This is a genomic window from Streptomyces sp. NPDC088097 (genome assembly GCF_044741845.1).
Taxonomy (GTDB): Bacteria; Actinomycetota; Actinomycetes; order Streptomycetales; family Streptomycetaceae; genus Streptomyces.
On the sequence record NZ_JBIUTJ010000002.1, the window covers coordinates 356,052 to 377,882 of the forward strand.

Genomic DNA, 21,831 nt, shown 5'->3' on the forward strand with positions numbered 1-21,831 from the left:
GACGCCCGGCGCCCCGTCCCGCGCGCGGCCGGTCGCGAACACGGGTGCCGCGGCGGCCCCGCCGCCGGTAGCCTCGTACACCGATCGCCGTCCGTCCTGTTCGCCCCCGAGGGAAGAGCGTGACTTCACCCGCCCCGCACCACCACCGACCGCCGCACCCCGTCGGTGGGCACTCGTCCTTCGCGTACGAGGACGACGAGGAGTGGGCCCGGGCCGTCGTACGGTTCGTGACCACGGGCCTGGCCGATGGTCAGCGCGTCCTCTACAGCGCGGACCGCAGGGAGCCGAGCGCGGTCATCGGGGCCCTGCGTCGCGGCGGGGTCGACGTCGACTCGGCGCGGCACGCGGAGCTGCTGACCGTGACGAGCGGCGACGGATCGTTTCTGCACCGGCCTCCCTTCGAGCCCGACCGGGTCGTCTCGGCGTACCGGACGGCATGCGCCGAGGCCCTCGCAGCGGGCCACCGGGGCTTGCGGGTGCTCGGTGAGATGAGCTGGTCCACGACGGACGTCCCCGACCTCGACCGGATCCTGGAGTACGAGCTGCTGCTCGACCGGGAGGTCTACGCGCGGCTGCCCCTGACCGGCCTGTGCCTCTTCGACCGGCGCCGCGTCCCCGCCGAGGCGGCCGACCTGCTGGCCCGTGCCCACACCGGCGCCGGACCCACGGACGCCCGCGCGGCCGAACGCCCCCGCACGACGCCGGCCGCGACCCCGCTGCGGGGCCGCGCCGGCGCACGGCTCACCGGCAGCGGCGACCAGGACGGCCGGTACCTCCTGCGCACGACCCTGGCCGCCGTGACCCGGATGCCCGGAACCGTCGTCCACCTCGAACTGGCGGACATGGCCTTCCTCGATGTGGGCGCGGTCGCCCTGCTCGTCGAGGCCTCTGTCATGCTCAACCGACAGGACCGCCGGCTGCTGCTCCACAATCCGCCCCACTCGCTGCGCAGGGTGGCGCAGATGTTCCCGGACGAATGCGCCGCGCTGGAGGTCGCAGGATGATCGACACGACTTCCCCCGAGGCGGCCCTCCCCGAAGGCTTCGTGCACCCCGCCCTCTTCTACCGGGGGCAGCGGGAGTACCTCACCGGGGTGACCGGCTTCGTCCGGGCCGCGCTGGCGGCCGACGAGCCGGTCCTCGTCGCCGTGCCCGGCCCCCGCCTGGAGGAGCTGCGCCACCACCTCGGTGCGGACGCCGACGCCATCGAAGGCGTGGACATGACGGTGCTGGGCCGCAACCCCGGGCGCATCCTGTCGGCCCTGAGGGAGTTCGCCGACCGGCATCCCGACCGTTCCGCCCGGATCGTGGGGGAGCCGATCTGGGCCGGCCGCTCGCGGGCCGAGGTCCTGGAAGCCACCCGCCACGAAGCGCTGATCAACACCGCCTTCGCCGGCCGGTCCGCGACCATCCTGTGCCCGTACGACACGACGGCGCTGACGCCCGAGGTCGTGGCCGACGCCCGACGCACCCACCCCACGCTGATCGAGAACGGTCTCGACCTCCCGAGCCCCGCCTACACGGACGCGGCGACCGTCAGCGCCGACTGCGACCTCCCGCTGGCCGAGCCCCCCGCCGAGACCCTCGTCGTCGACTACGCGGGCGGCCGGCTCGCCCACGTGCGCGAGCAGGCGGAGGCCTGGGCCGGGCGCACGGCCCTCGACGCCGGCCGGCGCGGCGACCTCGTCCTCGCGATCAGCGAGGCGGCGGCCAACTCGATCGCGCACGGAGGCGGGAAGGGGTCGCTGCGGTTGTGGACCGCGCCGACGGGCGACGTCGTGGCGGAGATCAGCGACGGCGGCCGGTGGACGGACCCCCTCGCAGGGCGTCGGCGCCCCGGGCTCGCCTCCGGCAACGGCGGCCGGGGCCTGTGGATGATCCATCAGCTCTGCGATCTGGTGGAGGTGCGGGCGCTCGACTCCGGGCTCACCCTGCGCCTCCACATGGCGCTCGGCTGACCAGGGAGAAGAGGGAAAGAATGGCGACCGGGATCTGTAGAGTGCAGGTGCGAAGAATGACAGCGGAAAAGAAGATATCGAGGGGCTGACGTGGGAACTCGCGACCAAGGGGACAGTGACGCGCCGGTGGGCGCCGACTACGCGCCTCCCGGACCCAGCGGAGCCGCACTGCGCCGCAGCGAGACGGGCGCCGTGGTGTGCGCCCTCGTGGGAGATCTCGACCTGGACGCCTTGGCGCGCGTCCAGCCGACCCTGGACGAGGCCCTCGGCTCGGGCGCTCCGCTGCTGGTGGTCGATCTGTCCGGGCTGGGCTTCTGTGACTCCTCCGGCCTCAACCTGCTGCTGAGCCTGCGCCTGGACGCCGAACGTCAGGGCGTCACCCTGCGGCTGGCCGCCCTCACCGAGCAGTTGTCCAGGCTGCTGCAACTGACCGGCGCGGACGGGGTCTTCACCATCGACCGCACGGTCGCGGACGCCCTCGCACCGCGGTGACCCATTTCGTCGACATGCGGGGTGTTCCCGGGGGCATGGCGGGTATGTGCGGGGTCCGGGACACCGACCGGGACACCGACAGGATCCACGCGGTCGCTCGCGCGGATCGGAGCGACGGGAGCACGGCATCAAAGGCCAGACCAGTGCCAACGGGGGTGAGGCCACAGTGAAGTCCATCGGACCGGAAACCAGCGATCCGCTACGTCCGGAAGGCAGGGCCATGACGCAACGGCGTCGCCTCGCTCTGCGCGGGACCGGCGGCCAGGTTGCCAAGGGTCGCGACTTCACCCGGGAAGCCCTGCGGGACTGGGGTTGGGACGCGCAGGAGACCGCCGAGGACGTCCTGCTGGTCGTCTCCGAACTCCTGACCAACGCGGTCATGCACGCGGGCGGCTGCCACGAACTCGTGGTCACCGCGGCCGGGGACACCCTGCGCATCGAGGTGTTCGACGGCACGACCGAGCTTCCCAAGCCCCGCCCCAAGCAGCAGAAGGGGGCGCCGGGAGGCCACGGACTGTACATAGTCCAGCGGCTCTCGGACCGGTGGGACGCCCAGGCGCACGACGCCGGCAAGGCCGTCTGGGCCGAGATCGACGCCGTACGCCTGACCACGGGCAGGCCCGCCCCGCCGCCGGCCCCGGCCGACCCGGGCGGCGCCGTGGCGGGGACCCTCCCGCTGTAGTCGCAGACCGTGGCGGGGGACACCGTTTCCGCGTCCCCGCCACGGGAACACGGCGTCAATGACGAACGAACGAGGCGAGGCCGCGAGACGCGGCCGCCCCCTGCTGCTGTTGCCTGTGCAACTGGCCGTGATGGTCGCACTGGGGTCACTGGTCACCGGCTTCGCCGCCGACCGGTGGCCCCTTTCGGCCGAGGACGACGTCAACCGCACCCTCGCCGAACACCGCGTGGCCCCCGTCTCGGAGGCCACGCGGTGGCTGTCCCTGCTGGCCGGAACGCAGAGCGTGATCGCACTGACCGTCCTGTGCGTGGTCGTCCTGCTCTTGGTGCCCCACGCCTCCCGGTACCGCCACGCCTCGTTCCTGGCCGCGTCGGTGGCCGTCCAGTCGGCCGTGTTCGTCCTGATCACCCTCGTCGTGGAGCGGCCCCGCCCCGACGTCCCCCACCTGGACGGGGCTCCGCCGACCTCCAGCTTCCCCTCCGGCCACGTCGGCGCCTCGGTCGCGCTCTTCGGCGGGCTGGCCACGCTCGCGGCCGCCCGGCTGCACGGAGCCCGACGGCGGGCGGTCGTCACCGTGTTGCTGCTGATCCCCGTGGCCGTCGCCTTCTCCCGGGTGTACCGGGGCATGCACCACCCCTCCGACGTGATCGGCGGCCTGCTCAACGGCGCCTGCACCCTGCTCCTTGTGGGGAGCGCGCTGCTGCCGCCGGGGCCCCGCGCCGGCAGCGGCGGCGACACCCGGCTCCCGGCGGCCCGTACCGCGAAGGGGCACGACGCCGGCCGTCCGGGCGGACGCCGGGTACTGGTGGTCCGTCACCCCCTGTCCTGTGACGCGGTGTTGGCCGATCGAGTGCGGGCCGTACTCGACGCCCGGGGCCGAACCGACCAGGTCTGGACCGAGACCACCGCCGAGGACCCCTCCGGCGGCCTCGCCGCACGGCTGCGCGAGGCGGCGGCGCCCGACCTGGTGGTGGTCTGCGGAGGGGACGGCACCGTACGCGCCTGCGCCGACGCGGTGGCGTCGGGCGGCGTCCACCTGGCGATCGTCCCCTGCGGCACCGGCAACCTCCTCGCACGCAACCTGCGGCTCCCCTCCGATCCCGCCGAGGCCTTGGACGCGGCGCTGTCCGGGGAGAGCGTCGGCATCGACGTGGCCCGGGTGCGGGGGGACGGGCTCGACCCCGTCCGCTTCACTGTCATGGCGGGTGCCGGGCTGGACGCCGCCATGGTCGGTGACGCCTCCGCTCGGCTCAAGGAGCGGCTGGGGTGGCCCGCCTACGTCCTCGCGGCGGTCCGCCACCTCCAGGACCCCCGGATGCGACTGACGATCCGGCTCGACGACGGCCCCGTGCTGGAGCGCCGGGCCCGGATGGTCGTCATCGGCAACGTCGGCACCCTACAGGGCGGCCTGCCGCTGCTGCCGGACGCCCGGCCCGACAGCGGACGGCTGGAGGTGGTCCTGCTCGACCCCCGGGGACCCGTCGGTTGGCTGGCCGCCGCCGGGCACCTGCTGTCCCGCATGACGCCCGGCGCCCCCTCGACGACGTCCGCCCGGCCCGGCGGGCCGGTGGCGCGGGGCGCGCTGGAGTACTTCGCCGCGGCGCGGGTCGACGTACGGTTCACCAAGCCGCAACCGCGCGAACTCGACGGCGACGTCGTCCCGCCCGGCACCCGCCTGAGCGCCGAGATCGAACCCGGCGCGCTGCGCCTGTACCTGCCCCGCCGGCCGACGCCCGGCGCGGAGGCCGCGGACGGCGTGGATGGCGTGGACGACGCGCAGGGCCCGCCGGGCGAGGCCCGGGAGACCGCGTCCACCACCGGCGCCTGAGCGCCCATCACCCGCGACACACCGACGGAGAAGGGGGACGGGACGGGCCATGGGCACCGCTACCCGAGTACCGCAGCGCAGCGAAGTCAAGGCCGTGGAGGCAGACCTGGAGATGGAGGGCACCGAACTCTCCGGAGAGGACGCGTGGGCCGCCCTGCGCCGCTACGGGGGATGGACCCTCGTACGGGACGCCTTCGTCCGGTTCCGCTACGCCGACGGCTTCAGCCACTCCCGGGCCCTCGCCCTGCAGACGGTCCTCTCGATCGTTCCGCTGGCCATCGCCGTCATCGGCCTGTCCAGCGTGCTGCACACCGAAGACGTGGGACGACTCGCCGAACTGACGATCCGACACCTCTCCAGCGGGCCCAGCCAGGACGTGGTCGACGACGCCCTGGAACAGACCCGGAGCCGGTCCGGGAACGGCAGTCAGGTCGCCCTCTGGTTCGGCCTGTTGTTCTCGATCGTGAACATCACCACCAGCCTGTGCCAGGTGGAGCGCGGGGCCAACCGCATCTACGGCGTGGAGCGAGACCGTCCGTTCCTGCGCAAGTACACCCGTGGGCTGGTGATGGCGGTCCTGGCCGGGCTGCCGCTCGGGCTCAGCTTCGTGGTCACCGTCCTCGGCGCCGACCTGAGCCGGGCACTGGCGGAGGTCTACCACCTCGGCGAGACGACCACCCGGGCGTGGGAACTGCTGCGCTGGCCCGTCGGCGTCCTGCTGGCCATGCTCGCCACCAGCGCCATATTCCGCCGCTCGCCCCGCCGTACGCAGCCCGGCTACACCTGGCTCGCCTTCGGCGCCAGCGTCTACCTGGTGCTCTGGCTCGTGGCGACCTGGGGGCTGAGCGTCTACGTCGGCGCCAGCGGCTCCTTCACCAGCGTGTACGGACCGCTCAGCGCGTTCGTCTCGCTGCTGCTGTGGGCCTACCTCACCTCGCTCGCGCTCTTCCTCGGGCTCGCCTTCGCCGCCCAGTTGGAAGCCGCCCGGGCGGGAGTGGCCGAGCCGGTCCTGGCGGACCCCGGAGTCTGAGCGGACGGCGTCCGCCGACGCGGCGTCCGAAAGGACGCCCGTCCACCGCCCTCACGGAACCCCCTCACGAAACCCCTCACGCACCCCCCTCAAGAAATGGAAGCGCGGCGACGATGACACAGCGCATCTTCTGGCTGCGGCGGTTCGCCGCGACCCTCGTCCGCGGCGGCCACGGCCCCGATGCCAGGCTCGGCGTCAGGCTGGTGTCCACCGCCGCCGTCACCGCTCTGGTCGCGGTGCCCTTCGCCCTCGCACTGGTGCTGGTCCAGTCCCAGTGGCCGCCGCTGCGCCGGCTGGACCGCAACACCGCCGAGCGGCTCCACGCGAGTGCGGTCGCCAGCCCCGGCCGGGTGGAGGTGCTCGACTTCCTGACGAACGTCGTGTGGAGCCCGATGACCATGCGCCTGCTGGTGGCCGTGCTGGTCGTGTGGCTCCTCGTGCGCCGGGCCGTGCGTCTGGCCGCCTGGGCCGCGGTCACCGCCACGGCCGGAGGACTGGCGGGGCTGCTGGTGAAGAACGCCGTCGAACGGGCCCGGCCCCACCTGCCGGATCCCGTCGCCGCCGCGCCCGGCTTCTCCTTCCCCTCCGGCCACGCCATGACGGCCACGACCTCCTGCGCCGTCCTGCTGCTGGTGCTGCTGCCCCTGGTGCCCCGGGGTTGGCGGCCGGTGGCCTGGGGCCTGGCCGTCGTCTCGGTGCTCGGGGTGTCCTACACCCGGGTCGCCCTGGGCGTGCACTGGGTCAGCGACGTGATGGGCGGCTGGCTGCTGGGCCTCGTCGTGGTCACCGCGACCACCCTCGCGTTCGAAGCCTGGCGGACCGACATCGGCCGCGCCCGCACCACGCCCGCGCAGGGGCTGGAGCCCGAGCTCGTGGACGCCGACCCCGAACCCCCGGTGGGTGCGGGCCGTCCGTGACCGTGCGGGTCAGTCCAGGCGGACGGCCACCAGGCAGGTGTCGTCCTCGCTGGTCTCGGGGGCGAGCGTGGCCATGATGTGGTCGAGGGTTTCCCGGGGGGACAGGCCCGCGCAACGGGCCAGGGTCGCCCGCAGGGCCTCGATTCCTTCCTCGATGTCCTCCCCGCGCTGCTCGACCATGCCGTCGGTGTAGAGCAGGAGCAGGTCACCCGGTTCCAGGGGGACGCTCGCGGTCGCGTACTCGTGACCGGGCAACAGCCCGAACAGCGGCCCCCGGTGGGCCGGGTCCAGGGTGGTGGCCGTGCCGTCACGCAGCAGCATGGGCGCCGGGTGGCCGGCGCAGGCCCAGCGGAAGCTCCGTGCGGTGTCGATGGGCCCGGTCTCGATGTGTCCGATGATGGCGGTCGCCGTCTGGGCGGCGGGGTCCGCGCACAGCAGCTCGTTCAACCATGTGGTGAGCCGGCCCGCGTCGGTGCGCGGGGCGTGGGCCAGGCCCGCGAGGGCGTGCCGCTGTTGGGCCATCCGGGCGACCGCGCCCAGTCCGTGGCCGCAGGCGTCGCCGATGGCGAGCAGGATCCGGCCGTCGGGCAGGCGCCGGCACTTGTACCAGTCCCCGCCCACCGCGGCCTGCTCCTCGGCCGGCACGTACGCCGCCGCCACCGCGACCCCCAGCTCCGCGAGCTCCGCGGAGTGCGTCGGGAGCAGTGCCTCCCTCAGCGCGGAGGCGACGCGCCGTTCGGCGGCGGCCTCCTGACGCAGCCGGTCGGACTGCTGCCGGGTCGCCGCGAGCCGGTGCCGGCTGCGGACCTCCGTCGTCAGGTCCCGCGCGATCAGGTGCAGGGCCCACGGCAGCCCGTCCGTGGCGACCACGGGATGGCCCACCAGGTGCAGGGTGCGGACCTCGCCGAGCACGCTGAAGCGCACTTCGACCCCGGAGGGCTCCTCCCCGTCGAGCAGCGCCGTCACGAGCCCGGCGAAACGGCGGACGTCCTCCAGGAGCACGGCGTCGCTCAGATCGGCCAGGGACAACGGCCGTGACGGTTCCGTGCGGAAGATCGAGGCCAGTCCCTCCGACCAGGTGACGTCACCGGAGAGCAGGTCCCAGGTGCCCCAGCCCATCGACGCGATGTACTGCGCGTCGAGCGACAGCAGCTCGTTGCGGTTGCGGGCGGGCCGCCAGGTGGCGAGGACCTTGTCGCCGCACGAGGCCGCGCCGTACAGGAGAGTGGTCCGGTGCAGTCCGTCGTGGCGCTGCTCCGTGTAGTCGACCGCGTGCTCCTTGAGCGCCCGCCCGCTGCCGAGCACGTCCGCCAGCGCGTCGAGCAGGCCGCTCGCGGCGGCTCCGGGCTGGACGTCGAGCAGCCGCCGGCCGACCTGTCGGTCGGGCGCGTCGAGCCAGTGGGCGGAGCGCACGTGGTTGCCCGCCTTGACCCGGAAGTCCACCACCCGCCCGGAGTCGTCGCGCACCGGTTCGAGCAGCGCGGCCGACACCGGTACGGCGGGCAGGGTGGCACACACACAGGCCCACGGGTCGTGGCCGTCCCCGCCCTCACCGCAGGCGTGCCCGGGGCCCTCGCCGCCCCCGCAGGAGCAGGCCTCCTCCGCCGGCGCGTCGGGCTCCCCGGACGGTTCCGTGATCTCCCGCGGGGGCCCCGCCGCCTGCCGCGCGGCGGCGCGCAGCGTGTCGACCTCGCGTGCGATGACCTGTTTGAGCGTCTCCGGGTCCCGCGGTACGAAGGGGGTCATCCGACGTACCGTCGCGGCGGGTCGGCGGCCGATCGGCCCGGCTCGTTCGTCATCGCGTGTCCGCATCGCACCATGTGCTGAGCCTTACCGATCTCCCGCCCGTCCGCGCGTCAACGGTACGTGGGCGCACCGGGCTGAGCGGGGAGATCGGGGGCAGGAGGGCAACGATACGGAGGGAGGTTCCGGATGCCCGGAATCCACGGATGGCTCGACCGCGCGAAGCGGGGCTCGGCGGCGCTCGGCGAACGGCGGGCGCAGGTCCAGGCCCGCAGGGACGCGGAGGACGCGGCGGACGCCGAGACGGAGCGGGCGGCCGAGGCCCGGCGGGCGCGCCCCCGGACCCCGGACCCGTCGCGGGCGGTGCCCTGGGGTGTGCGGGTGGCGGCCGAGGCGGGCTGGCGGTTCCTGGTGCTCGCGGCGACGGTGTGGGTGCTGATGCGGGTGATCGGCGCCGTACGGCTGGTCGTCCTGGCCTTCGCCGTCGCGCTGCTGGTCACGGCGCTGCTCCAGCCCACGGTGGCCCGGTTGCGCCGGAGCGGGCTGTCGCAGGGGCTCGCCACCGCCGTCACGGCGATCTGCGGGTTCGTGGTGCTCGGGCTGGTCGGCTGGTTCGTGGTCTGGCAGGTGCTCGACAACCTGGACAACCTCTCCGGTCGCCTCCAGGAAGGCATCGAGGAGCTGAAGCGGTGGCTCCTGAACAGCCCGTTCCACGTGACCGAGCAGCAGATCAGCGACGTCGCGAAGAAGCTGAGCGACTCGATCGGCACCAGTTCGAGCGAGATCACCTCCAAGGGTCTCCAGGGCGTGACCGTGCTGGTGGAGGCCCTCACCGGCATGCTGTTGGCGATGTTCTCCACGCTCTTCCTGCTGTACGACGGCAAGCGCATCTGGCAGTGGACGCTCAAGCTCGTCCCGGCCGCGGCCCGACCGGGCGTCGCCGGTGCGGGCCCGCGGGCCTGGCGGACGCTCACGGCCTACGTGCGCGGCACGATGATCGTCGCCATGATCGACGCCCTCTTCATCGGCGTGGGCATCTACTTCCTCGGCGTGCCCCTCGCCGTGCCCATCGGTGTGGTGATCTTCCTGGCGTCCTTCGTGCCGCTGGTCGGCGCGGTGGCCTCCGGGGCGCTCGCCGTGGTCGTCGCGCTGGTCACCCAGGGGGTCTTCACCGCCCTCATGGTCCTGCTGTTGGTGCTCTTGGTGCAGCAGTTGGAGGGGCACGTGCTCCAGCCCTTCATCCTGGGACGCGCCGTCCGGGTCCATCCCCTGGCCGTGGTCCTGGCCGTCGCCACCGGCGCCACCGTGGCGGGGATCGGCGGAGCCGTGGTCGCCGTACCGCTCGTCGCCGTCTCCAACACGGTGATCGGGTACCTGCGCGCCCACGCGCACGACGAGGACCTGGAGGACCCGCTCGCCGACGGATCCGCAGCGGCGCCGGAGCCGGAATCGCCCGCGACCCCCGCGGCCGGAGCCCCCTGACCCGAGCGTCCGGAATCACCTGATTAGGACGGGGTCGGCCGGGCAGGCGCACGGGGACCGAACGAACCCCCAGGCTCCGGCCCGAGCCCCCCCGCAGCGCGTGGGGATCGCGCCGGAGCCCCGCGACAGAAGGAAGTGAACGCGGTGCGCATCGCATTCCTGACCGCGCCCGAAGGCGTCGAAGAAGTCGAACTCACCGAGCCGTGGAAGGCCGTCGAGAAGGCGGGCTGGAACCCGCAGCTCGTCTCGACGGAGGCGGGACAGGTGCAGGCGTACGACCACCTGGACAAGGCGGGCCGGTTCACCGTGGACCACATCCTCGCGGGCGGGACCGCCGACGCCTTCGACGCCCTGGTGCTCCCCGGCGGCGTGGCCAACCCCGACGCGCTGAGGACGAACGAGCGGGCCGTGAGCTTCGTGCGGAGCTTCTTCGAGCAGGGCAAGCCCGTCGCCGCGATCTGCCACGCCCCCTGGACCCTGGTGGAGGCCGAGGTGGTGCGCGGCCGGACGCTCACCTCGTGGCCCAGCCTGAAGACCGACATCCGCAACGCGGGCGGCACCTGGGTCGACGAGGAGGTCCAGGTCTGCCGGGCCACCCCGGCCACCCTGGTGACCAGCCGGAACCCGGACGACCTCGACGCCTTCTGCGCGGCCCTCGTCAAGGAGTTCGCGGCCTGACGGCCGTCAGCGCGGCGGGTCCTGGGGGGCGACGGCGGTGAAGAGCCCGCCGTCGGGGTCGCTCAGGGTCACCGCGCGGCTGTCGAAGGACGTCCGCACGGGAGAGACGGCCCGGCCGCCGAGCCGGGCCGCCGTGTCGATCGCGGCCTCCAGGTCGGGGACGTGGAAGTGGACGTGCCACCGAGGCCGCACCAGAGGGTCGGGTGCGGCCTCGACGGCGCCGCCGTTGATCCGGGCGACGGTGCCGCGGCCCCGGCGGACCACGACGTGGCCCTGCTCGTAGGAGACGTCGCAGCAGCCGGGCCGTTCGCAGGCCCAGTCGAGGACCTCCCCGTAGAAGACCGCGGCCGCGAACGCGTCCCGGGTGCGCAGCTCGATCCCGACGGCCGCGTTCTCGCGGTCGCCGCTCCAGTCCGGGATCACCTCGCCCTGCCAGAACCCGAAGACCGCCCCGTCCGGGTCGGCCGCCAGCGCGGCCCTGCCGGTGCCGAACGCCAGCGGGCCGACGGCCATCGTGGCGCCGCGCTCGCGCACCCGGGCCGAGGTGACGTCAGCGTCCTCGACGGCGAAGTACGGGGTCCAGGCCACCGGGACGCCGAGCCGCCCGGCCAGCGCGCCGATGCCCGCGACGGGGACCCCGTCGAGCAGGGCCACGCTGAACCCCTCGCCCAGTCGGGTGGCCCGGAACTCCCAGCCGAGCACGCCGGCGTAGAACGCCTGGGCGGCATCCAGCTCCCTGGTCATGAGGCTGACCCAGCAGGGTGCGCCGAACACCTCGTGGCTTGACGTGGACACGGCTACCAACCTCCTCGCGCCCCCGGTCCCCACGGTAGCCCCGGGGGCGGGAGCGCGAGGAGAGGCGCGACGGCTCAGGGGCACTCCGGCCCGCCGCTCTCCTGGACCCGTCGCTTCTCCGCGTCGGTCCACTCGCGCGTGTCGCGCGGTTCCACGTACAGCCGGTCCTCGGCGGGCATGCCGCCGACGATGGCGCGCTCGCGGGTCAGCTCGGCGTCGAACTCCAGCCCCAGGAGGACGGCCAGGTTGGTGATCCACAGCCAGATGAGGAAGACGATCACACCGGCCAGCGTGCCGTAGGTCTTGTTGTAGGAGGCGAAGTTCGCGACGTACAGGGCGAAGCCCGCCGAGGCGATCATCCAGAGAACCAGCGCCAGGAAGCTGCCCGGCGTCACCCAACGCCAGCCCCGACCCTTGGCGTTCGGGGAGGCCCAGTACAACAGCGCGATCATGACCGTGACGAGAAGGACGAGCACGGGCCACTTGGCGACGGACCACACGGCCACGGCGGTGTCCCCGAGCCCCAGGGCCTCTCCCGCCCGCCGGGCCAGCGAGCCCGTGAAGACGACGATCAGCGCGCCCGCCGACGCCATCACCATCAGGCCCACCGTCAGGGCCAGCCGCAGCGGCAGCACCTTCCACAGGGGGCGGCCCTCGGGCAGGTCGTACACGGCGTTGGCGGCCCGGATGAACGCGGCCACGTACCCCGAGGCCGACCAGACGGCGGCCAGGACGCCCACCACGGCCAGGACCGATCCCAGACCGCCGCTGTCCTGGAGCTGACGGACCGCGTCCGTGACGATGCCCCGCGCGGATTCGGGGGTCAGCCGGGTGAGGTCGTCCAGGACCGAGTCGCTGGCGGAGCGGCCGGCCACCCCGAGCAGGGAGACCAGGACCAGCAGGGCCGGGAAGAGCGCCAGGACGGCGTAGTAGGTCAAAGCGGCGGCCCGGTCGCTCAGCTCGTCCGTCTGGAACTCCTTCGCGGTCCGTTTCAGGACCGCCCACCACGACTTCTGCGGCATTTCCGCCGGTCCGTCGGGCTGGTCGCGTTCCACCGCGGGGCCGGGACCGACCGGCGCCGCTTCTCCATTGCCGCCCTCGCCGGGGTGACCGGCAGCCGTTGTGGGATTCATGTCCGCCGCCTGTCCCCTCCGGCCCGTGGCAAACGCCGGGGTGGGGGCCGTCCGCGCCACGATTCCCGCCGATCAGCGGAGTGCGCCCCGCCTGGGGGGGCAGACGTGGGGCGAAGGGCCGCGCCGACCGCTCCGGCACGGCACGCGACGCCGAGGAGAGGACGCAGCAGTGGTCACGCCGCACGAGCAGCACGGGGCAGCCGGCCCCCACGACCCGACCGGCGCGCTGGTCAAGCAGGCTTCCGAGCAGCTTTCCGAGCTGGTGAGGGCGGAAATGCGCCTCGCCCGCGCGGAGATGGCGGACAAGGGACGCCAGTTCGGCATCGGCGGCGGCCTGCTCGGCGGCGCCGGGCTGGTCGGGGTGCTCGCGCTCCAGGCCCTCGTGGCGACCGCGGTGGTGGCCCTGGCCCTGTTGCTGCCGCTGTGGGCGGCGGCGCTCGTCGTCACCGCCGTGCTGGCGCTGACCGCCTTCGTCCTGGCCCGCCTCGGCAAGGGGCGGATCGACCGGGCCACGCCGCCCGCACCCGAGCAGACCCTGGACAGCCTCAAGGCCGACGCCGCCGAGATCAAGGAAAGGGCACACCGATGAGCCACGAATCCGAGACCCCGCGCCCGCCGGCGGGGACCACCGAAGAGATCAGGGAACACGTCGAGGCCACGCGCGACGCGCTGGGCAAGACCGTCGAGGCGCTGGCCGCCAAGACCGACGTGAAGGCCCGGGCGCAGCACAAGGCCGCCGAGGTCGGCGACCTGGTCGCCGCCAAGGCGAGCGAGACCACCGCCCAGGTCCGGGAGACGACCGCTCAAGTCCGCGAGAAGGCCGCCGAGGTGCGGGAGAAGGCCGCGGAGGCCGGACAACTGGTGCAGGACACGGTCCCCGCCGCGCTCCGGGTCAAGGCCGGGGAGTTCGGCAGGGCCGGCCGCGACCACCGGGTCCTGTACCTCGCCGCCGCGGGGCTGGTCGCCGTGTACGTGGTGGCACGCCTGCGGGGGAGGCGGCGATGAAGGCTTCGACGCTCGCCTACAGGCCCGTCGGGCTCGCACTGGGAGCGGGCGCGGGACTGTTGGCGGGCATGCTCTTCAAGCAGGTCTGGAAGGTGGCCGGCCACGACGACGACGCGCCCAACGCCACGGACGAGGATCGGCGGTGGCGCGAGATCCTCATCGCGGCAGCCCTGCAGGGCGCCGTCTTCGCCGTCGTCAAGGCCGCCGTCGAACGGTCGGGAGCCGTGGCGGTACGCAGCGCGACCGGCGTCTGGCCGACGTAGGCCTCCCCTTCGGATCCCACCGGACGTGTGCCGGATGGGTGAGCGACCCCGGACACCTCTCGGTGTCCGGGGTCGCTCACGCGTGCGAGGGGCTCGGCCCCGAGGGCCTCAGCCCTCGTGGCTCGGCAGGATCTCCTTGATCTTGGCGACGGCGAACCCCCACCCCTGGCTCACCGTCGGCTTCCCCGGCACGGCCACCTCCTCGGGGTTGGTCAGGACGTCCAGCAGGACCGGCCCCGGCGTCTCGAATGCCTGGCGCACGCTCTCGTGGAGCTTGGCCGGATCGGTGACGCGGATACCGGTGAGCCCCAGCGCGCGGGCCACGGCCGCGAAGTCGGGATTGTCCAGCTCCGTACCGAACTCCTCCAGACCCGCCTGCTCCTGTTCGAGCTTGACCATGCCCAGCCGGCGGTTGTCGAAGACCACGAGCTTGACCGGCAGCCCGTACGTCTTGATGGTCATCAGGTCCCCGAGCAGCATGCTCAGGCCGCCGTCCCCGCAGAACGCGACCGTCTGGCGACCGGGTGCCCACAGCTGCGCCCCGATCGCCTGCGGCATGGCGTTGGCCATGGAGCCGAGGTTGTAGGAGCCGATCAGCCGCCGGGTGCCGCGCATGGAGACGAACCGGGAGAGCCAGACGGTGGCCATGCCGGTGTCGGAGGTGAAGACCGCGTCGTCCGCGGCGTGCGCGTCCACCGCCGCGGCGAGGGCCTCCGGGCGGATGTCGTGGTCCCGGTTGTCCAGGGCCGACCGCAGCTTCCCGACCCAGCGGTGGTCGTGACCGGGATCGGCCAGCCGTTGCTGCCCCGCCTGCCACCGCAGGAACCGTTCGCGGGAGTCGTCCAGGTGCCCGCGGTCGGAAACCGCCTCCAGCCGGGGGAGCAGCGCCCGCAGGGTGGCCCCGACGTCACCGGTCAGCCCCGCGTCCACCGGCACCCTGCGCCCCAGGTGCTCCTCCCGGGTGTCGATCTGGATCACCTTGCAGCCCGTCGGGTACCAGTCCCGGTACGGGAAGTCGGTGCCCAGCATCACCAGGGTGTCGCAGCCGTCGAGCGCGTGGACGGCGGCCGGGTTGCCGATCAGCCCGGTCTGGCCGACCTCGAAGGGGTTGTCCCCCTCGAAGCCCTCCTTCGCCTTGAGGGTCAGCACCATCGGCGCGGCGAGCAGCTCGGCGAGCCGGAACACCTCCTCCTTCGCCTCCCGGGCCCCGCGCCCGACGAGCAGGGTGCACTTCGACGCCGCGCCCAGGAGCGACGCGGCCGCGTCGATCGCCGGGTCGTCCGGGCGGGTGACGGAGCGTTCGCGGGCGAACCGGGCGGGCCGGTCGTCGCTCACCTCCTGGTCTCCGAGGTCGCCCGGCACGGTCAGTACGGCGACGCCGCCCTGACCGATCGCCGCCCGTACGGCGGACTCCAGCATCCGGGGCATCTGCTCGGGCGAGGTGACGGTGGCCCGGTAGACGGCCACGTCCCGGAAGAGCAGGTCGTTGTCGACCTCCTGGAAGTAGTCGCTGCCCACTTCGGCCAAGGGCACCTGCCCGCAGACGGCGAGGACCGGGGTACGGCTCTTCGCCGCGTCGTACAGGCCGTTGAGGAGATGGACGGAGCCGGGCCCGACGGTGCCCATGCACACGCCGAGGTTGCCGGACAGCTGGGACTGCGCCCCGGCCGCGAAGGCGGCCGCCTCCTCGTGGCGACAGCCGATCCAGTCCAGTCCGTCCGTGGTGCGGATGGCGTCGGTGAGCGGATTGAGCGCGTCTCCGACGACTCCGAACACCTGTTGGACGCCCAGGTCCTTCAGGGCGTCGACGATCACGCGGGCGACAGTGCGCGTCACGGGGTTCTCCTCCGGTTCCGGGGTCAAGGTGGTGCTACGGCTTACGGCTCAGGGGCCAGGGGCCAGGGGGTGTCGGGGTGGGACCCGTACGTCGTGCGTCTGTCCCGAAGGGGGCCCGGCAATCTCCCCGAACGGACCCCGGCGCCGGCGCCTCGTGAATTTCGAATGCATGGTCGGAGGCATGTCGGGCACACGGCTCTTCGGAGGTTGATAACAATGGTTCCCCTGCTTCTTGTTCTTCTGCTCGCACTGATTCTCTTCGGCGCCGGATTCGCGGTGAAGATTCTTTGGTGGGTCGCCATCGCGGTGCTCGTTCTGTGGCTCGTGGGCTTTGTTGCCCGGCCGAAGGGTGGCAGTGGCCGCTGGTACCGCTGGTAGCCGGTCGGAGCGGAAAGTTCGACCCCGGAGTGTGAGGCGAATTCTTCCGGGAAGGCGATGATGCGGCGGAAATGGCCCCGGCTGCGTACTGAATCAGGACGGCATCGAAGGCCGTGAGAAAACCATCCGCCGAAACGACAAATGAAGGAGTTGTTTTCATGTCCGCGAATGTGTGGGGTTACCACGAGACGTCCGGCCGACTGGCCGGCTCCGACCTGAGCGGCTACAAGGTGGAGGCCACGGACGGCTCCATCGGCAAGGTCGACAAGCACTCGGACGAGGTCGGCTCGTCCTGGATCGTGGTCGACACGGGTCCGTGGATCTTCGGCAAGGAAGTCCTCCTGCCGGCCGGGACGATCAGCAGGATCGACGGCGCGGACGAGAAGATCTACGTGGACCGGACCAAGGAGCAGATCAAGAACGCTCCCGAGTTCGACAAGGACAAGCACCTCGGCGACGACGACTACCACCGTCAGGTCGGCGGCTACTACGGCGGTCCGCAGCGTCCCTGACGGTGCGCGACCGAAACGCCCCGGGCGGGGTGGGAAGACGACCTCAGGTCGTCGGCCCACCCCGCCCGGGGCGTTCGCGCGACCCGAAGGGGCCGGTCGGGTGAAGAGGAGGTTCCGTGCCGCCGTTCCCCGCGGCCACCTCGTAAGACCGTCGATCGGGGGTAGGGGCGTTTCATGATTGCCACCGAGATCCTCGCAGCCGAAACCCGGGGACCGCTCCTGCTCGTCATTGCCGGAGTGGTCGTCGTCCTCCTCCTGATCGGAGCCTTCTGGTACGGCAGCCGACGCAGCGCGCGGCGCGCGGCCCCCGCCCGTCCGGCCGATCAGAACCCCGTGGCCCAGGAGCGCCGGGACTCCTGGCAGACACCCGACGAGGAAGCGGGCGGCCACGGGCCCCGCGTATGAGACGTCGGTCGCACGACGCGCTTCCGGGGGGCGCCCACGGTCGCGCCGACGCCGCCGCCGTCGCGTTCTCGGTCGATCCTCCAAAGATCGCGGAAAGCCCGGATGCGGCCCGCCGGCGGGGGCAGTCGCCCCCTGTCGTCCCCGACAGCGGTCCGCCGGCGCGGGCCGTATCCGAACCCGGAGGTACGCGGTGACCAGTACGGCTCTGACCTTGGGCACGCTGCCTCCCGGCCTGATCGCCCTGCCGGGCGTCTACCAGCCGCAGGCGGACACCCGTCTCCTGGCACAAGCGCTCGCGCACGAGGACCTGGAGTCCTGCCGGGACGTGCTGGAGATCGGTACGGGCACCGGAGCCCTGGCCCTGTACGCCGCCGGCAGGGGGCCAGAGGTCACGGCCGTCGACGTCTCCTGGCCCGCCGTGGCCACGGCGCGCCTGAACGCCCTGCGCCGAAGGCTTCCCCTCCGCGTCGAACACGGGGACTTCGCGGCGCGCGTGGCCGGCCGCCGCTACGACCTGATCTTCTCCAACCCGCCGTACGTCCCCGCCCCGGCCACCCGGCCTCCGACGCGCGGACCGGAGCGGGCCTGGGACGCCGGCCCCGACGGCCGCGCGGTCATCGACCGGATCTGCGCGCAGGCCCCGACCCTGCTGCGCCCCGGAGGCGTGCTCCTCATGGTGCACAGCGGGATGTGCGGGGCCGAGGAGACCCTGGAGCGGCTGGCCGGAGCCGGGCTGGCCGCGCGGGTGACGGCGAAGGCGTCCGTGCCGTGGGGTCCCGTCCTGCGCTCGCGGCGGAGCTGGTTGGAACGCCGGGGACTGGCGGCCGAGGCCGAGGACCGCGAGGAGCTGGTGGTCATCCGTGCCCGACACCTCTGACGACACCCCGCGACGGGCCACCGCGCCCGCGCCCACCGGCGCACCCGCCCGTCGGATCTCCATGGAGCCCCAGGGCCCGGTCCTCGTCGAGGGCCCGGTCGAGGTCGTTTTGGACGACGGAACGGTCGTCCGGTCCGACCGGTTCGCGGTGGCGCTCTGCACCTGCCGCCGCAGCCGTTCCTACCCGTGGTGCGACACCAGTCACCGCAGACGCGAGCGAGCGGCCGCGCCGCCCGAGAAGGGAAGCCCGTCATGACCGCTGCCGGCCCGGCTACGACGACCAGCACCACCACCGCGACGACAGCCACCGCGACCACCGCGACCACCGCCACCACGGCGACCTCGCCGTCCCGACCCCGGCTCGTCGACGGCAGGGGCGAGCTGTCCGGAGCCGTCACGCGTGCCCTGCGGACGGGCGGGCCGCCGGTCTACGCACCCGGCGCCGTACTGAAGGCCGACCCGTGGGGCGAAGACCTCCAGCTCGCCCTCTACCTGCTCTACGAACTGCACTACCGCGGCTTCGACGGCGTCCACGACGCACGCGAATGGGACCCGCACCTCCTCGAACTGCGCCAAGCCATGGAAGCCCGGTTCGTGCACGCCCTGCGCACCGAACTGTCCGACGGACCCGACACGGTCGAGGACGCCTTCGCCCCGCTGCTCGTCGAACCCGTCGACCTCTCCGACAGCCTGAGCCACCACCTCGAAACCGAGGGCCTGCACTGGCAGTTGCGCGAGTACGCCGCCCTGCGCTCCCTCTACCACCTCAAGGAGGCCGACCCGCACGTCTGGGTCGTCCCCCGGCTCACCGGCCGGGCCAAGGCCGCCATGGTCGCCATCGAGTACGACGAGTTCGGCGCCGGCCGCGCCGACCGCATCCACGCGAAGCTGTTCGCGGACCTCATGGGCGACCTCGCACTGGACCCCACCTACGGCCGCTACCTGGACCAGGCCCCGGCGCCCCTGCTCGCGACCGTGAACCTGATGTCCCTGTTCGGGCTCCACCGGGCCCTGCGGGGCGCGCTCGTCGGCCACTTCGCGTGCGTCGAGGTCACCTCCTCGCCCGGGTCCCGGCGCCTGGCCGCGGCCATGCGGCGCTGCGGCGCCGGCCCTGCCGCCGAACACTTCTACGCCGAGCACGTCGAGGCCGACGCCGTCCACGAACAGGTCGTGCGCCACGAGGTCATCGGCGGGCTCCTCGCCGACGAACCCGACCTGGAAGGCGACATCGCCTTCGGCTGCGCGGCGACCGTCCTGCTGGAGGACCGCCTGGCGCACCACATCCGCGAGGCGTGGGCCCGGGGCCGCAGCGCCCTGCGCACACCACTGCCCGGGGTGTGACGGGAACCCGGTTTGAAGCGGGGCAGGCCGGTCAGACGCCAAGCACCACGCTTCGACGGCCCAGGCCCGAGCGAGAGGAAAGGTGTCATGACCGCACGTCGTACCGGCGCGGGCCCCACCGCTCCGGAATCCCGTTCCCCGTCCCCCGCCGACCGCCACCGCCTCCTCGCGATCTACCTCAACGACCACCTCGCGGGCGCCAGTGGCGGAGTCGACCTCGTCCGCCGCATGGCCAGGACGCACCGGGGCACCCCGGCCGGCCAGCCCCTGGCCGAACTCGCCGGGCAGATCGCCGAGGACCGCGAGAGCCTGCGCGAGGTCATGGGCGCCCTCGACGTCCCCGCCCAGTGGTCCAGGGTCGTCGTGGGCCGGCTGGCCGAGAAGGCGGGCCGGATCAAGCTCAACGGCCGCCTGGTGACCCGCTCGCCCCTGAGCGACGTCCTCGAACTGGAAGCCCTGCGCCTCGGCATCGAGGGCAAGGCGTCCCTGTGGCAGTCGCTCGGCAGCCTCGCCGACGCCGCCGACCACCTCGACCGCTCCGCCGTCGACCGGCTCCTGGCCCGCGCGCGGCGGCAGGCGGCCACGGTGGAGCGGCTACGGGGAGAAGCCGCACGGCGCACCTTCACCCCCGCCGTGAACTCCGTGGACTCCGCGAAGACCGCCCCCGCACCCGCCGGCCGGGGCGGCGCCGACGGCAGGCACAGGCCCGGCCCGACGGGACGGGCGAGGTGGGCGTCATGAGGGTCGTCGTCACCGGCGCCACCGGCAACGCGGGCACCAGCGTCGTACGGGCCCTGGCCGCCGACCGCACGATCGCCGACGTGCTCGGTGTCGCCCGCCGGCGCCCCGCACTCACCCTCCCCGGAGTGCGATGGGCCGAAGCGGACATCGACCCCGGTCACGCCGATCTGACCCGGCTCTTCGCGGGCGCCGACGCCGTCGTCCACCTCGCCTGGAAGTTCCAGCCGACCCACGACCCCGCCACCACCTGGCGCACCAACGTCCTCGGCGGCATCAGGGTCTTCGAGGCGTGCGCCCGCGCCGGCGTGCGCGCCCTCGTGTACGCCTCCTCGGTCGGGGCGTACTCGCCCGGCCCCTCCGACGGGCGGCCCGTCGACGAGTCCTGGCCCACCCACGGCTGGCCGGGCGCCGCCTACACCCGGGAGAAGGCCTACCTGGAGCGCTACCTCGACGCCTTCCAGCCGGCCCACCCCGACCTGCGGGTGGTGCGCATGCGGCCCGGGTTCCTCTTCAAGCGGGAGTCCGCGAGCGAGCAGCGCCGGATCTTCGCCGGCCCGCTCCTGCCGTGGCGGCTGGTCCGGCCGGGCCTGCTGCCCGCGCTGCCCGCGGTGACCGGGCTCCGCTTCCAGGCCCTGCACACCGACGACGCCGCGGCCGCGTACCGGGCCGCGGTCGTGCGTCCCGTCCACGGGCCCTTCAACCTCGTCGCCGACCCCGTGCTGGACACGGCGGCCCTGGCCGAGCTCCTGCACGCCCGTACGGTGCCGCTCCCGGCGGGCGCCGCCCGCGCCGCACTCGCCGCGGCCTGGCGCATGCACCTCGTACCGACCGCCCCCGGTCTGCTGGACGCCGTCCTGCGGCTGCCCCTGCTCGACGCCGGCCGGGCCCGCGCCGAGCTGGGGTGGGTCCCGACGCACACCGCCACCGAGGCCGTCGCGGCCTTCCTCGAAGGCCTCCGGGAGGGAGCCGGCCTCGACACCCCACCCCTGGCCCCCGCGGGAGCGGGCGCCGGGCGGGCGTCCGTTTGACGGTCGGCAGCGCGGGAAGACGCGGAACCCGGCCGGTGCGTCCGGCACCCGACCCGAGGCGGTGAACCGTGAGCGGTTCCGACGGATCCGACGTCCTGCCCCGCGACCACACCCAGGCCATCCTGGAGTCGACCAAGCGCGTCGGCGCGATCCTCAAGGAAGCCGACGTGCCCTTCGCACTCACCGGGAGCGTCGCCGCGTTCGCCCACGGCCTGCCGGCACGCTTCCGCCACGACACGGACTTCTGCCTGCGCCCCGAGGACGTCGACATCGCCATCAAGGCCCTGTCCGCCGGGGGCATCACCATCGTCGATGCCCCCGAGGACTGGCTGGTCAAGGGACGCGACGGCGACGAGGACATCGACCTGATCGTGGAACTGGCCGGCAGGCCCGTCGCCATGGAGCTCCTCGACCGCGCGGACGTCCGCGCGGTCGACTCCGTTCGCATGCCGGTCCTGGCTCCCACCGACCTCATGGACAGTCGCCTGAACGCGCTGTGCGAGCACTACTGCGACTTCGCGGACCTGCTCCCCATGGCCCGCATGCTCCGCGAACGCATCGACTGGCCGCTCCTCACCGCCCGCCACCGCGACCGGCCGCTACCCGACGCCTTCCTCTACCTCCTCGAACGCCTCCGGGTGATCGAGCCACGCGAGGAGCCCGACCAAGAGGCCCGCCAGGCCCCGCCCGGCTCGTAAGGAGGCCCGC

General features: G+C 73.4%; 25 protein-coding genes. 21 read left to right on the forward strand and 4 right to left on the reverse strand.

Going from position 1 to position 21,831, the window contains the following annotated elements:
• Positions 1–119: 119 nt before the first annotated feature.
• From ACIOD1_RS07520 to ACIOD1_RS07550, 7 genes are all read left to right on the forward strand, one after another.
• The gene (locus ACIOD1_RS07520) at positions 120–1,004 is read left to right on the forward strand and encodes an MEDS domain-containing protein (RefSeq protein ID WP_365617412.1); all 885 of its coding nucleotides are present in this window, start codon (positions 120–122) and stop codon (positions 1,002–1,004) included.
• Positions 1,001–1,957 (forward strand): sensor histidine kinase, encoded by a 957-nt coding sequence (locus tag ACIOD1_RS07525; protein WP_365617411.1) that lies wholly within the window; start codon positions 1,001–1,003, stop codon positions 1,955–1,957. Before ACIOD1_RS07520 ends, ACIOD1_RS07525 begins: the two co-directional genes overlap by 4 nt.
• A 90-nt stretch (positions 1,958–2,047) precedes the next feature.
• Positions 2,048–2,449, forward strand: coding sequence for an STAS domain-containing protein (locus ACIOD1_RS07530; RefSeq protein ID WP_365617409.1), 402 nt, complete (start codon positions 2,048–2,050; stop codon positions 2,447–2,449).
• Between the two features lie 220 nt (positions 2,450–2,669).
• Positions 2,670–3,131, forward strand: coding sequence for an ATP-binding protein (locus tag ACIOD1_RS07535; RefSeq protein ID WP_365617407.1), 462 nt, complete (start codon positions 2,670–2,672; stop codon positions 3,129–3,131).
• Between the two features lie 58 nt (positions 3,132–3,189).
• Positions 3,190–4,959, forward strand: a complete 1,770-nt coding sequence (locus ACIOD1_RS07540) for a diacylglycerol kinase family protein (protein WP_401900856.1) — start codon at positions 3,190–3,192, stop codon at positions 4,957–4,959.
• Positions 4,960–5,008: 49 nt separating this feature from the next.
• Complete coding sequence (locus tag ACIOD1_RS07545) at positions 5,009–5,989, forward strand: YihY/virulence factor BrkB family protein (protein WP_365617403.1); 981 nt, start codon at positions 5,009–5,011, stop codon at positions 5,987–5,989.
• Between the two features lie 113 nt (positions 5,990–6,102).
• On the forward strand, positions 6,103–6,906 hold the full coding sequence (locus ACIOD1_RS07550; protein WP_401900858.1) for a phosphatase PAP2 family protein: 804 nt from the start codon (positions 6,103–6,105) through the stop codon (positions 6,904–6,906).
• Between the two features lie 9 nt (positions 6,907–6,915).
• On the opposite strand, the gene ACIOD1_RS07555 is transcribed toward ACIOD1_RS07550, so the two are convergent.
• Positions 6,916–8,652 carry a PP2C family protein-serine/threonine phosphatase gene (locus ACIOD1_RS07555; protein WP_401900860.1) on the reverse strand — a complete coding sequence of 579 codons (1,737 nt, stop codon included), beginning with the start codon at positions 8,650–8,652 and terminating at the stop codon, positions 6,916–6,918.
• Between the two features lie 186 nt (positions 8,653–8,838).
• Between ACIOD1_RS07555 and ACIOD1_RS07560 the strand changes: the two genes are divergently transcribed.
• Both ACIOD1_RS07560 and ACIOD1_RS07565 read left to right on the forward strand, forming a co-directional pair.
• Entirely contained in the window at positions 8,839–10,131 is a 1,293-nt protein-coding gene (locus ACIOD1_RS07560) for an AI-2E family transporter (protein ID WP_401900863.1), read from the forward strand.
• A gap of 144 nt (positions 10,132–10,275) precedes the next feature.
• Entirely contained in the window at positions 10,276–10,809 is a 534-nt protein-coding gene (locus ACIOD1_RS07565) for a type 1 glutamine amidotransferase domain-containing protein (protein WP_365617396.1), read from the forward strand.
• Between the two features lie 6 nt (positions 10,810–10,815).
• Here ACIOD1_RS07565 and ACIOD1_RS07570 read toward each other — a convergent pair whose 3' ends face one another.
• On the reverse strand, positions 10,816–11,553 hold the full coding sequence (locus tag ACIOD1_RS07570) for a VOC family protein (protein ID WP_365617547.1): 738 nt from the start codon (positions 11,551–11,553) through the stop codon (positions 10,816–10,818).
• A gap of 125 nt (positions 11,554–11,678) precedes the next feature.
• Positions 11,679–12,737, reverse strand: coding sequence for a YihY/virulence factor BrkB family protein (locus tag ACIOD1_RS07575; RefSeq protein ID WP_401900866.1), 1,059 nt, complete (start codon positions 12,735–12,737; stop codon positions 11,679–11,681).
• Positions 12,738–12,906: 169 nt separating this feature from the next.
• Between ACIOD1_RS07575 and ACIOD1_RS07580 the strand changes: the two genes are divergently transcribed.
• Genes ACIOD1_RS07580 through ACIOD1_RS07590 form a run of 3 tightly spaced genes read left to right on the forward strand, consistent with a single transcriptional unit; the run spans position 12,907 to position 14,005 of the window.
• Positions 12,907–13,326, forward strand: coding sequence for a phage holin family protein (locus tag ACIOD1_RS07580; RefSeq protein ID WP_401900869.1), 420 nt, complete (start codon positions 12,907–12,909; stop codon positions 13,324–13,326).
• Complete coding sequence (locus ACIOD1_RS07585) at positions 13,323–13,742, forward strand: DUF3618 domain-containing protein (RefSeq protein ID WP_365617390.1); 420 nt, start codon at positions 13,323–13,325, stop codon at positions 13,740–13,742. The genes ACIOD1_RS07580 and ACIOD1_RS07585 overlap by 4 nt, the downstream gene beginning before the upstream one ends.
• Positions 13,739–14,005: a DUF4235 domain-containing protein gene (locus tag ACIOD1_RS07590; protein ID WP_365617388.1), complete on the forward strand. Its 267-nt coding sequence runs from the start codon at positions 13,739–13,741 to the stop codon at positions 14,003–14,005. The genes ACIOD1_RS07585 and ACIOD1_RS07590 overlap by 4 nt, the downstream gene beginning before the upstream one ends.
• Before the next feature lie 108 nt (positions 14,006–14,113).
• Here ACIOD1_RS07590 and ACIOD1_RS07595 read toward each other — a convergent pair whose 3' ends face one another.
• Positions 14,114–15,841, reverse strand: coding sequence for a thiamine pyrophosphate-dependent enzyme (locus ACIOD1_RS07595; RefSeq protein WP_401900871.1), 1,728 nt, complete (start codon positions 15,839–15,841; stop codon positions 14,114–14,116).
• 216 nt (positions 15,842–16,057) lie between these two features.
• Here ACIOD1_RS07595 and ACIOD1_RS07600 point away from each other — a divergent pair, with 216 nt between their 5' ends.
• From ACIOD1_RS07600 to ACIOD1_RS07640, 9 genes are all read left to right on the forward strand, one after another.
• Positions 16,058–16,219, forward strand: coding sequence for a hypothetical protein (locus tag ACIOD1_RS07600; RefSeq protein ID WP_053676175.1), 162 nt, complete (start codon positions 16,058–16,060; stop codon positions 16,217–16,219).
• A gap of 158 nt (positions 16,220–16,377) precedes the next feature.
• A complete protein-coding gene (locus ACIOD1_RS07605) occupies positions 16,378–16,731 on the forward strand; it encodes a PRC-barrel domain-containing protein (RefSeq protein ID WP_365617384.1) in 354 nt (117 codons plus the stop codon).
• Between the two features lie 174 nt (positions 16,732–16,905).
• On the forward strand, positions 16,906–17,136 hold the full coding sequence (locus tag ACIOD1_RS07610) for a DUF6479 family protein (RefSeq protein ID WP_365617382.1): 231 nt from the start codon (positions 16,906–16,908) through the stop codon (positions 17,134–17,136).
• Positions 17,137–17,341: 205 nt separating this feature from the next.
• Positions 17,342–18,013, forward strand: coding sequence for a HemK2/MTQ2 family protein methyltransferase (locus ACIOD1_RS07615; protein WP_401901388.1), 672 nt, complete (start codon positions 17,342–17,344; stop codon positions 18,011–18,013).
• A 61-nt stretch (positions 18,014–18,074) separates the two neighbouring features.
• A complete protein-coding gene (locus tag ACIOD1_RS07620) occupies positions 18,075–18,269 on the forward strand; it encodes a CDGSH iron-sulfur domain-containing protein (RefSeq protein WP_365617545.1) in 195 nt (64 codons plus the stop codon).
• On the forward strand, positions 18,266–19,354 hold the full coding sequence (locus ACIOD1_RS07625) for an iron-containing redox enzyme family protein (protein ID WP_401900874.1): 1,089 nt from the start codon (positions 18,266–18,268) through the stop codon (positions 19,352–19,354). Before ACIOD1_RS07620 ends, ACIOD1_RS07625 begins: the two co-directional genes overlap by 4 nt.
• A gap of 87 nt (positions 19,355–19,441) precedes the next feature.
• Positions 19,442–20,095 (forward strand): hypothetical protein, encoded by a 654-nt coding sequence (locus ACIOD1_RS07630; RefSeq protein ID WP_401900876.1) that lies wholly within the window; start codon positions 19,442–19,444, stop codon positions 20,093–20,095.
• Entirely contained in the window at positions 20,092–21,123 is a 1,032-nt protein-coding gene (locus ACIOD1_RS07635; protein ID WP_365617375.1) for an NAD-dependent epimerase/dehydratase family protein, read from the forward strand. Before ACIOD1_RS07630 ends, ACIOD1_RS07635 begins: the two co-directional genes overlap by 4 nt.
• A 68-nt stretch (positions 21,124–21,191) precedes the next feature.
• Entirely contained in the window at positions 21,192–21,821 is a 630-nt protein-coding gene (locus ACIOD1_RS07640; protein WP_365617373.1) for a hypothetical protein, read from the forward strand.
• The last annotated feature ends 10 nt before the right edge of the window (positions 21,822–21,831 follow it).

Excerpts from the sequence above, each read along its gene's own strand:
- ACIOD1_RS07555 (WP_401900860.1), bottom strand. The coding sequence starts at position 8,652 with ATGACCCCCTTCGTACCGCGGGACCCGGAGACGCTCAAACAGGTCATC.
- ACIOD1_RS07590 (WP_365617388.1), top strand. The coding sequence starts at position 13,739 with ATGAAGGCTTCGACGCTCGCCTACAGGCCCGTCGGGCTCGCACTGGGA.
- ACIOD1_RS07550 (WP_401900858.1), top strand. The coding sequence starts at position 6,103 with ATGACACAGCGCATCTTCTGGCTGCGGCGGTTCGCCGCGACCCTCGTC.
- ACIOD1_RS07605 (WP_365617384.1), top strand. The coding sequence starts at position 16,378 with ATGTCCGCGAATGTGTGGGGTTACCACGAGACGTCCGGCCGACTGGCC.
- ACIOD1_RS07585 (WP_365617390.1), top strand. The coding sequence starts at position 13,323 with ATGAGCCACGAATCCGAGACCCCGCGCCCGCCGGCGGGGACCACCGAA.
- ACIOD1_RS07545 (WP_365617403.1), top strand. The coding sequence starts at position 5,009 with ATGGGCACCGCTACCCGAGTACCGCAGCGCAGCGAAGTCAAGGCCGTG.
- ACIOD1_RS07540 (WP_401900856.1), top strand. The coding sequence starts at position 3,190 with ATGACGAACGAACGAGGCGAGGCCGCGAGACGCGGCCGCCCCCTGCTG.
- ACIOD1_RS07630 (WP_401900876.1), top strand. The coding sequence starts at position 19,442 with ATGACCGCACGTCGTACCGGCGCGGGCCCCACCGCTCCGGAATCCCGT.
- ACIOD1_RS07535 (WP_365617407.1), top strand. The coding sequence starts at position 2,670 with ATGACGCAACGGCGTCGCCTCGCTCTGCGCGGGACCGGCGGCCAGGTT.
- ACIOD1_RS07575 (WP_401900866.1), bottom strand. The coding sequence starts at position 12,737 with ATGAATCCCACAACGGCTGCCGGTCACCCCGGCGAGGGCGGCAATGGA.
- ACIOD1_RS07635 (WP_365617375.1), top strand. The coding sequence starts at position 20,092 with ATGAGGGTCGTCGTCACCGGCGCCACCGGCAACGCGGGCACCAGCGTC.
- ACIOD1_RS07560 (WP_401900863.1), top strand. The coding sequence starts at position 8,839 with ATGCCCGGAATCCACGGATGGCTCGACCGCGCGAAGCGGGGCTCGGCG.
- ACIOD1_RS07620 (WP_365617545.1), top strand. The coding sequence starts at position 18,075 with ATGGAGCCCCAGGGCCCGGTCCTCGTCGAGGGCCCGGTCGAGGTCGTT.
- ACIOD1_RS07625 (WP_401900874.1), top strand. The coding sequence starts at position 18,266 with ATGACCGCTGCCGGCCCGGCTACGACGACCAGCACCACCACCGCGACG.
- ACIOD1_RS07525 (WP_365617411.1), top strand. The coding sequence starts at position 1,001 with ATGATCGACACGACTTCCCCCGAGGCGGCCCTCCCCGAAGGCTTCGTG.
- ACIOD1_RS07610 (WP_365617382.1), top strand. The coding sequence starts at position 16,906 with ATGATTGCCACCGAGATCCTCGCAGCCGAAACCCGGGGACCGCTCCTG.
- ACIOD1_RS07600 (WP_053676175.1), top strand. The coding sequence starts at position 16,058 with ATGGTTCCCCTGCTTCTTGTTCTTCTGCTCGCACTGATTCTCTTCGGC.
- ACIOD1_RS07570 (WP_365617547.1), bottom strand. The coding sequence starts at position 11,553 with ATGACCAGGGAGCTGGATGCCGCCCAGGCGTTCTACGCCGGCGTGCTC.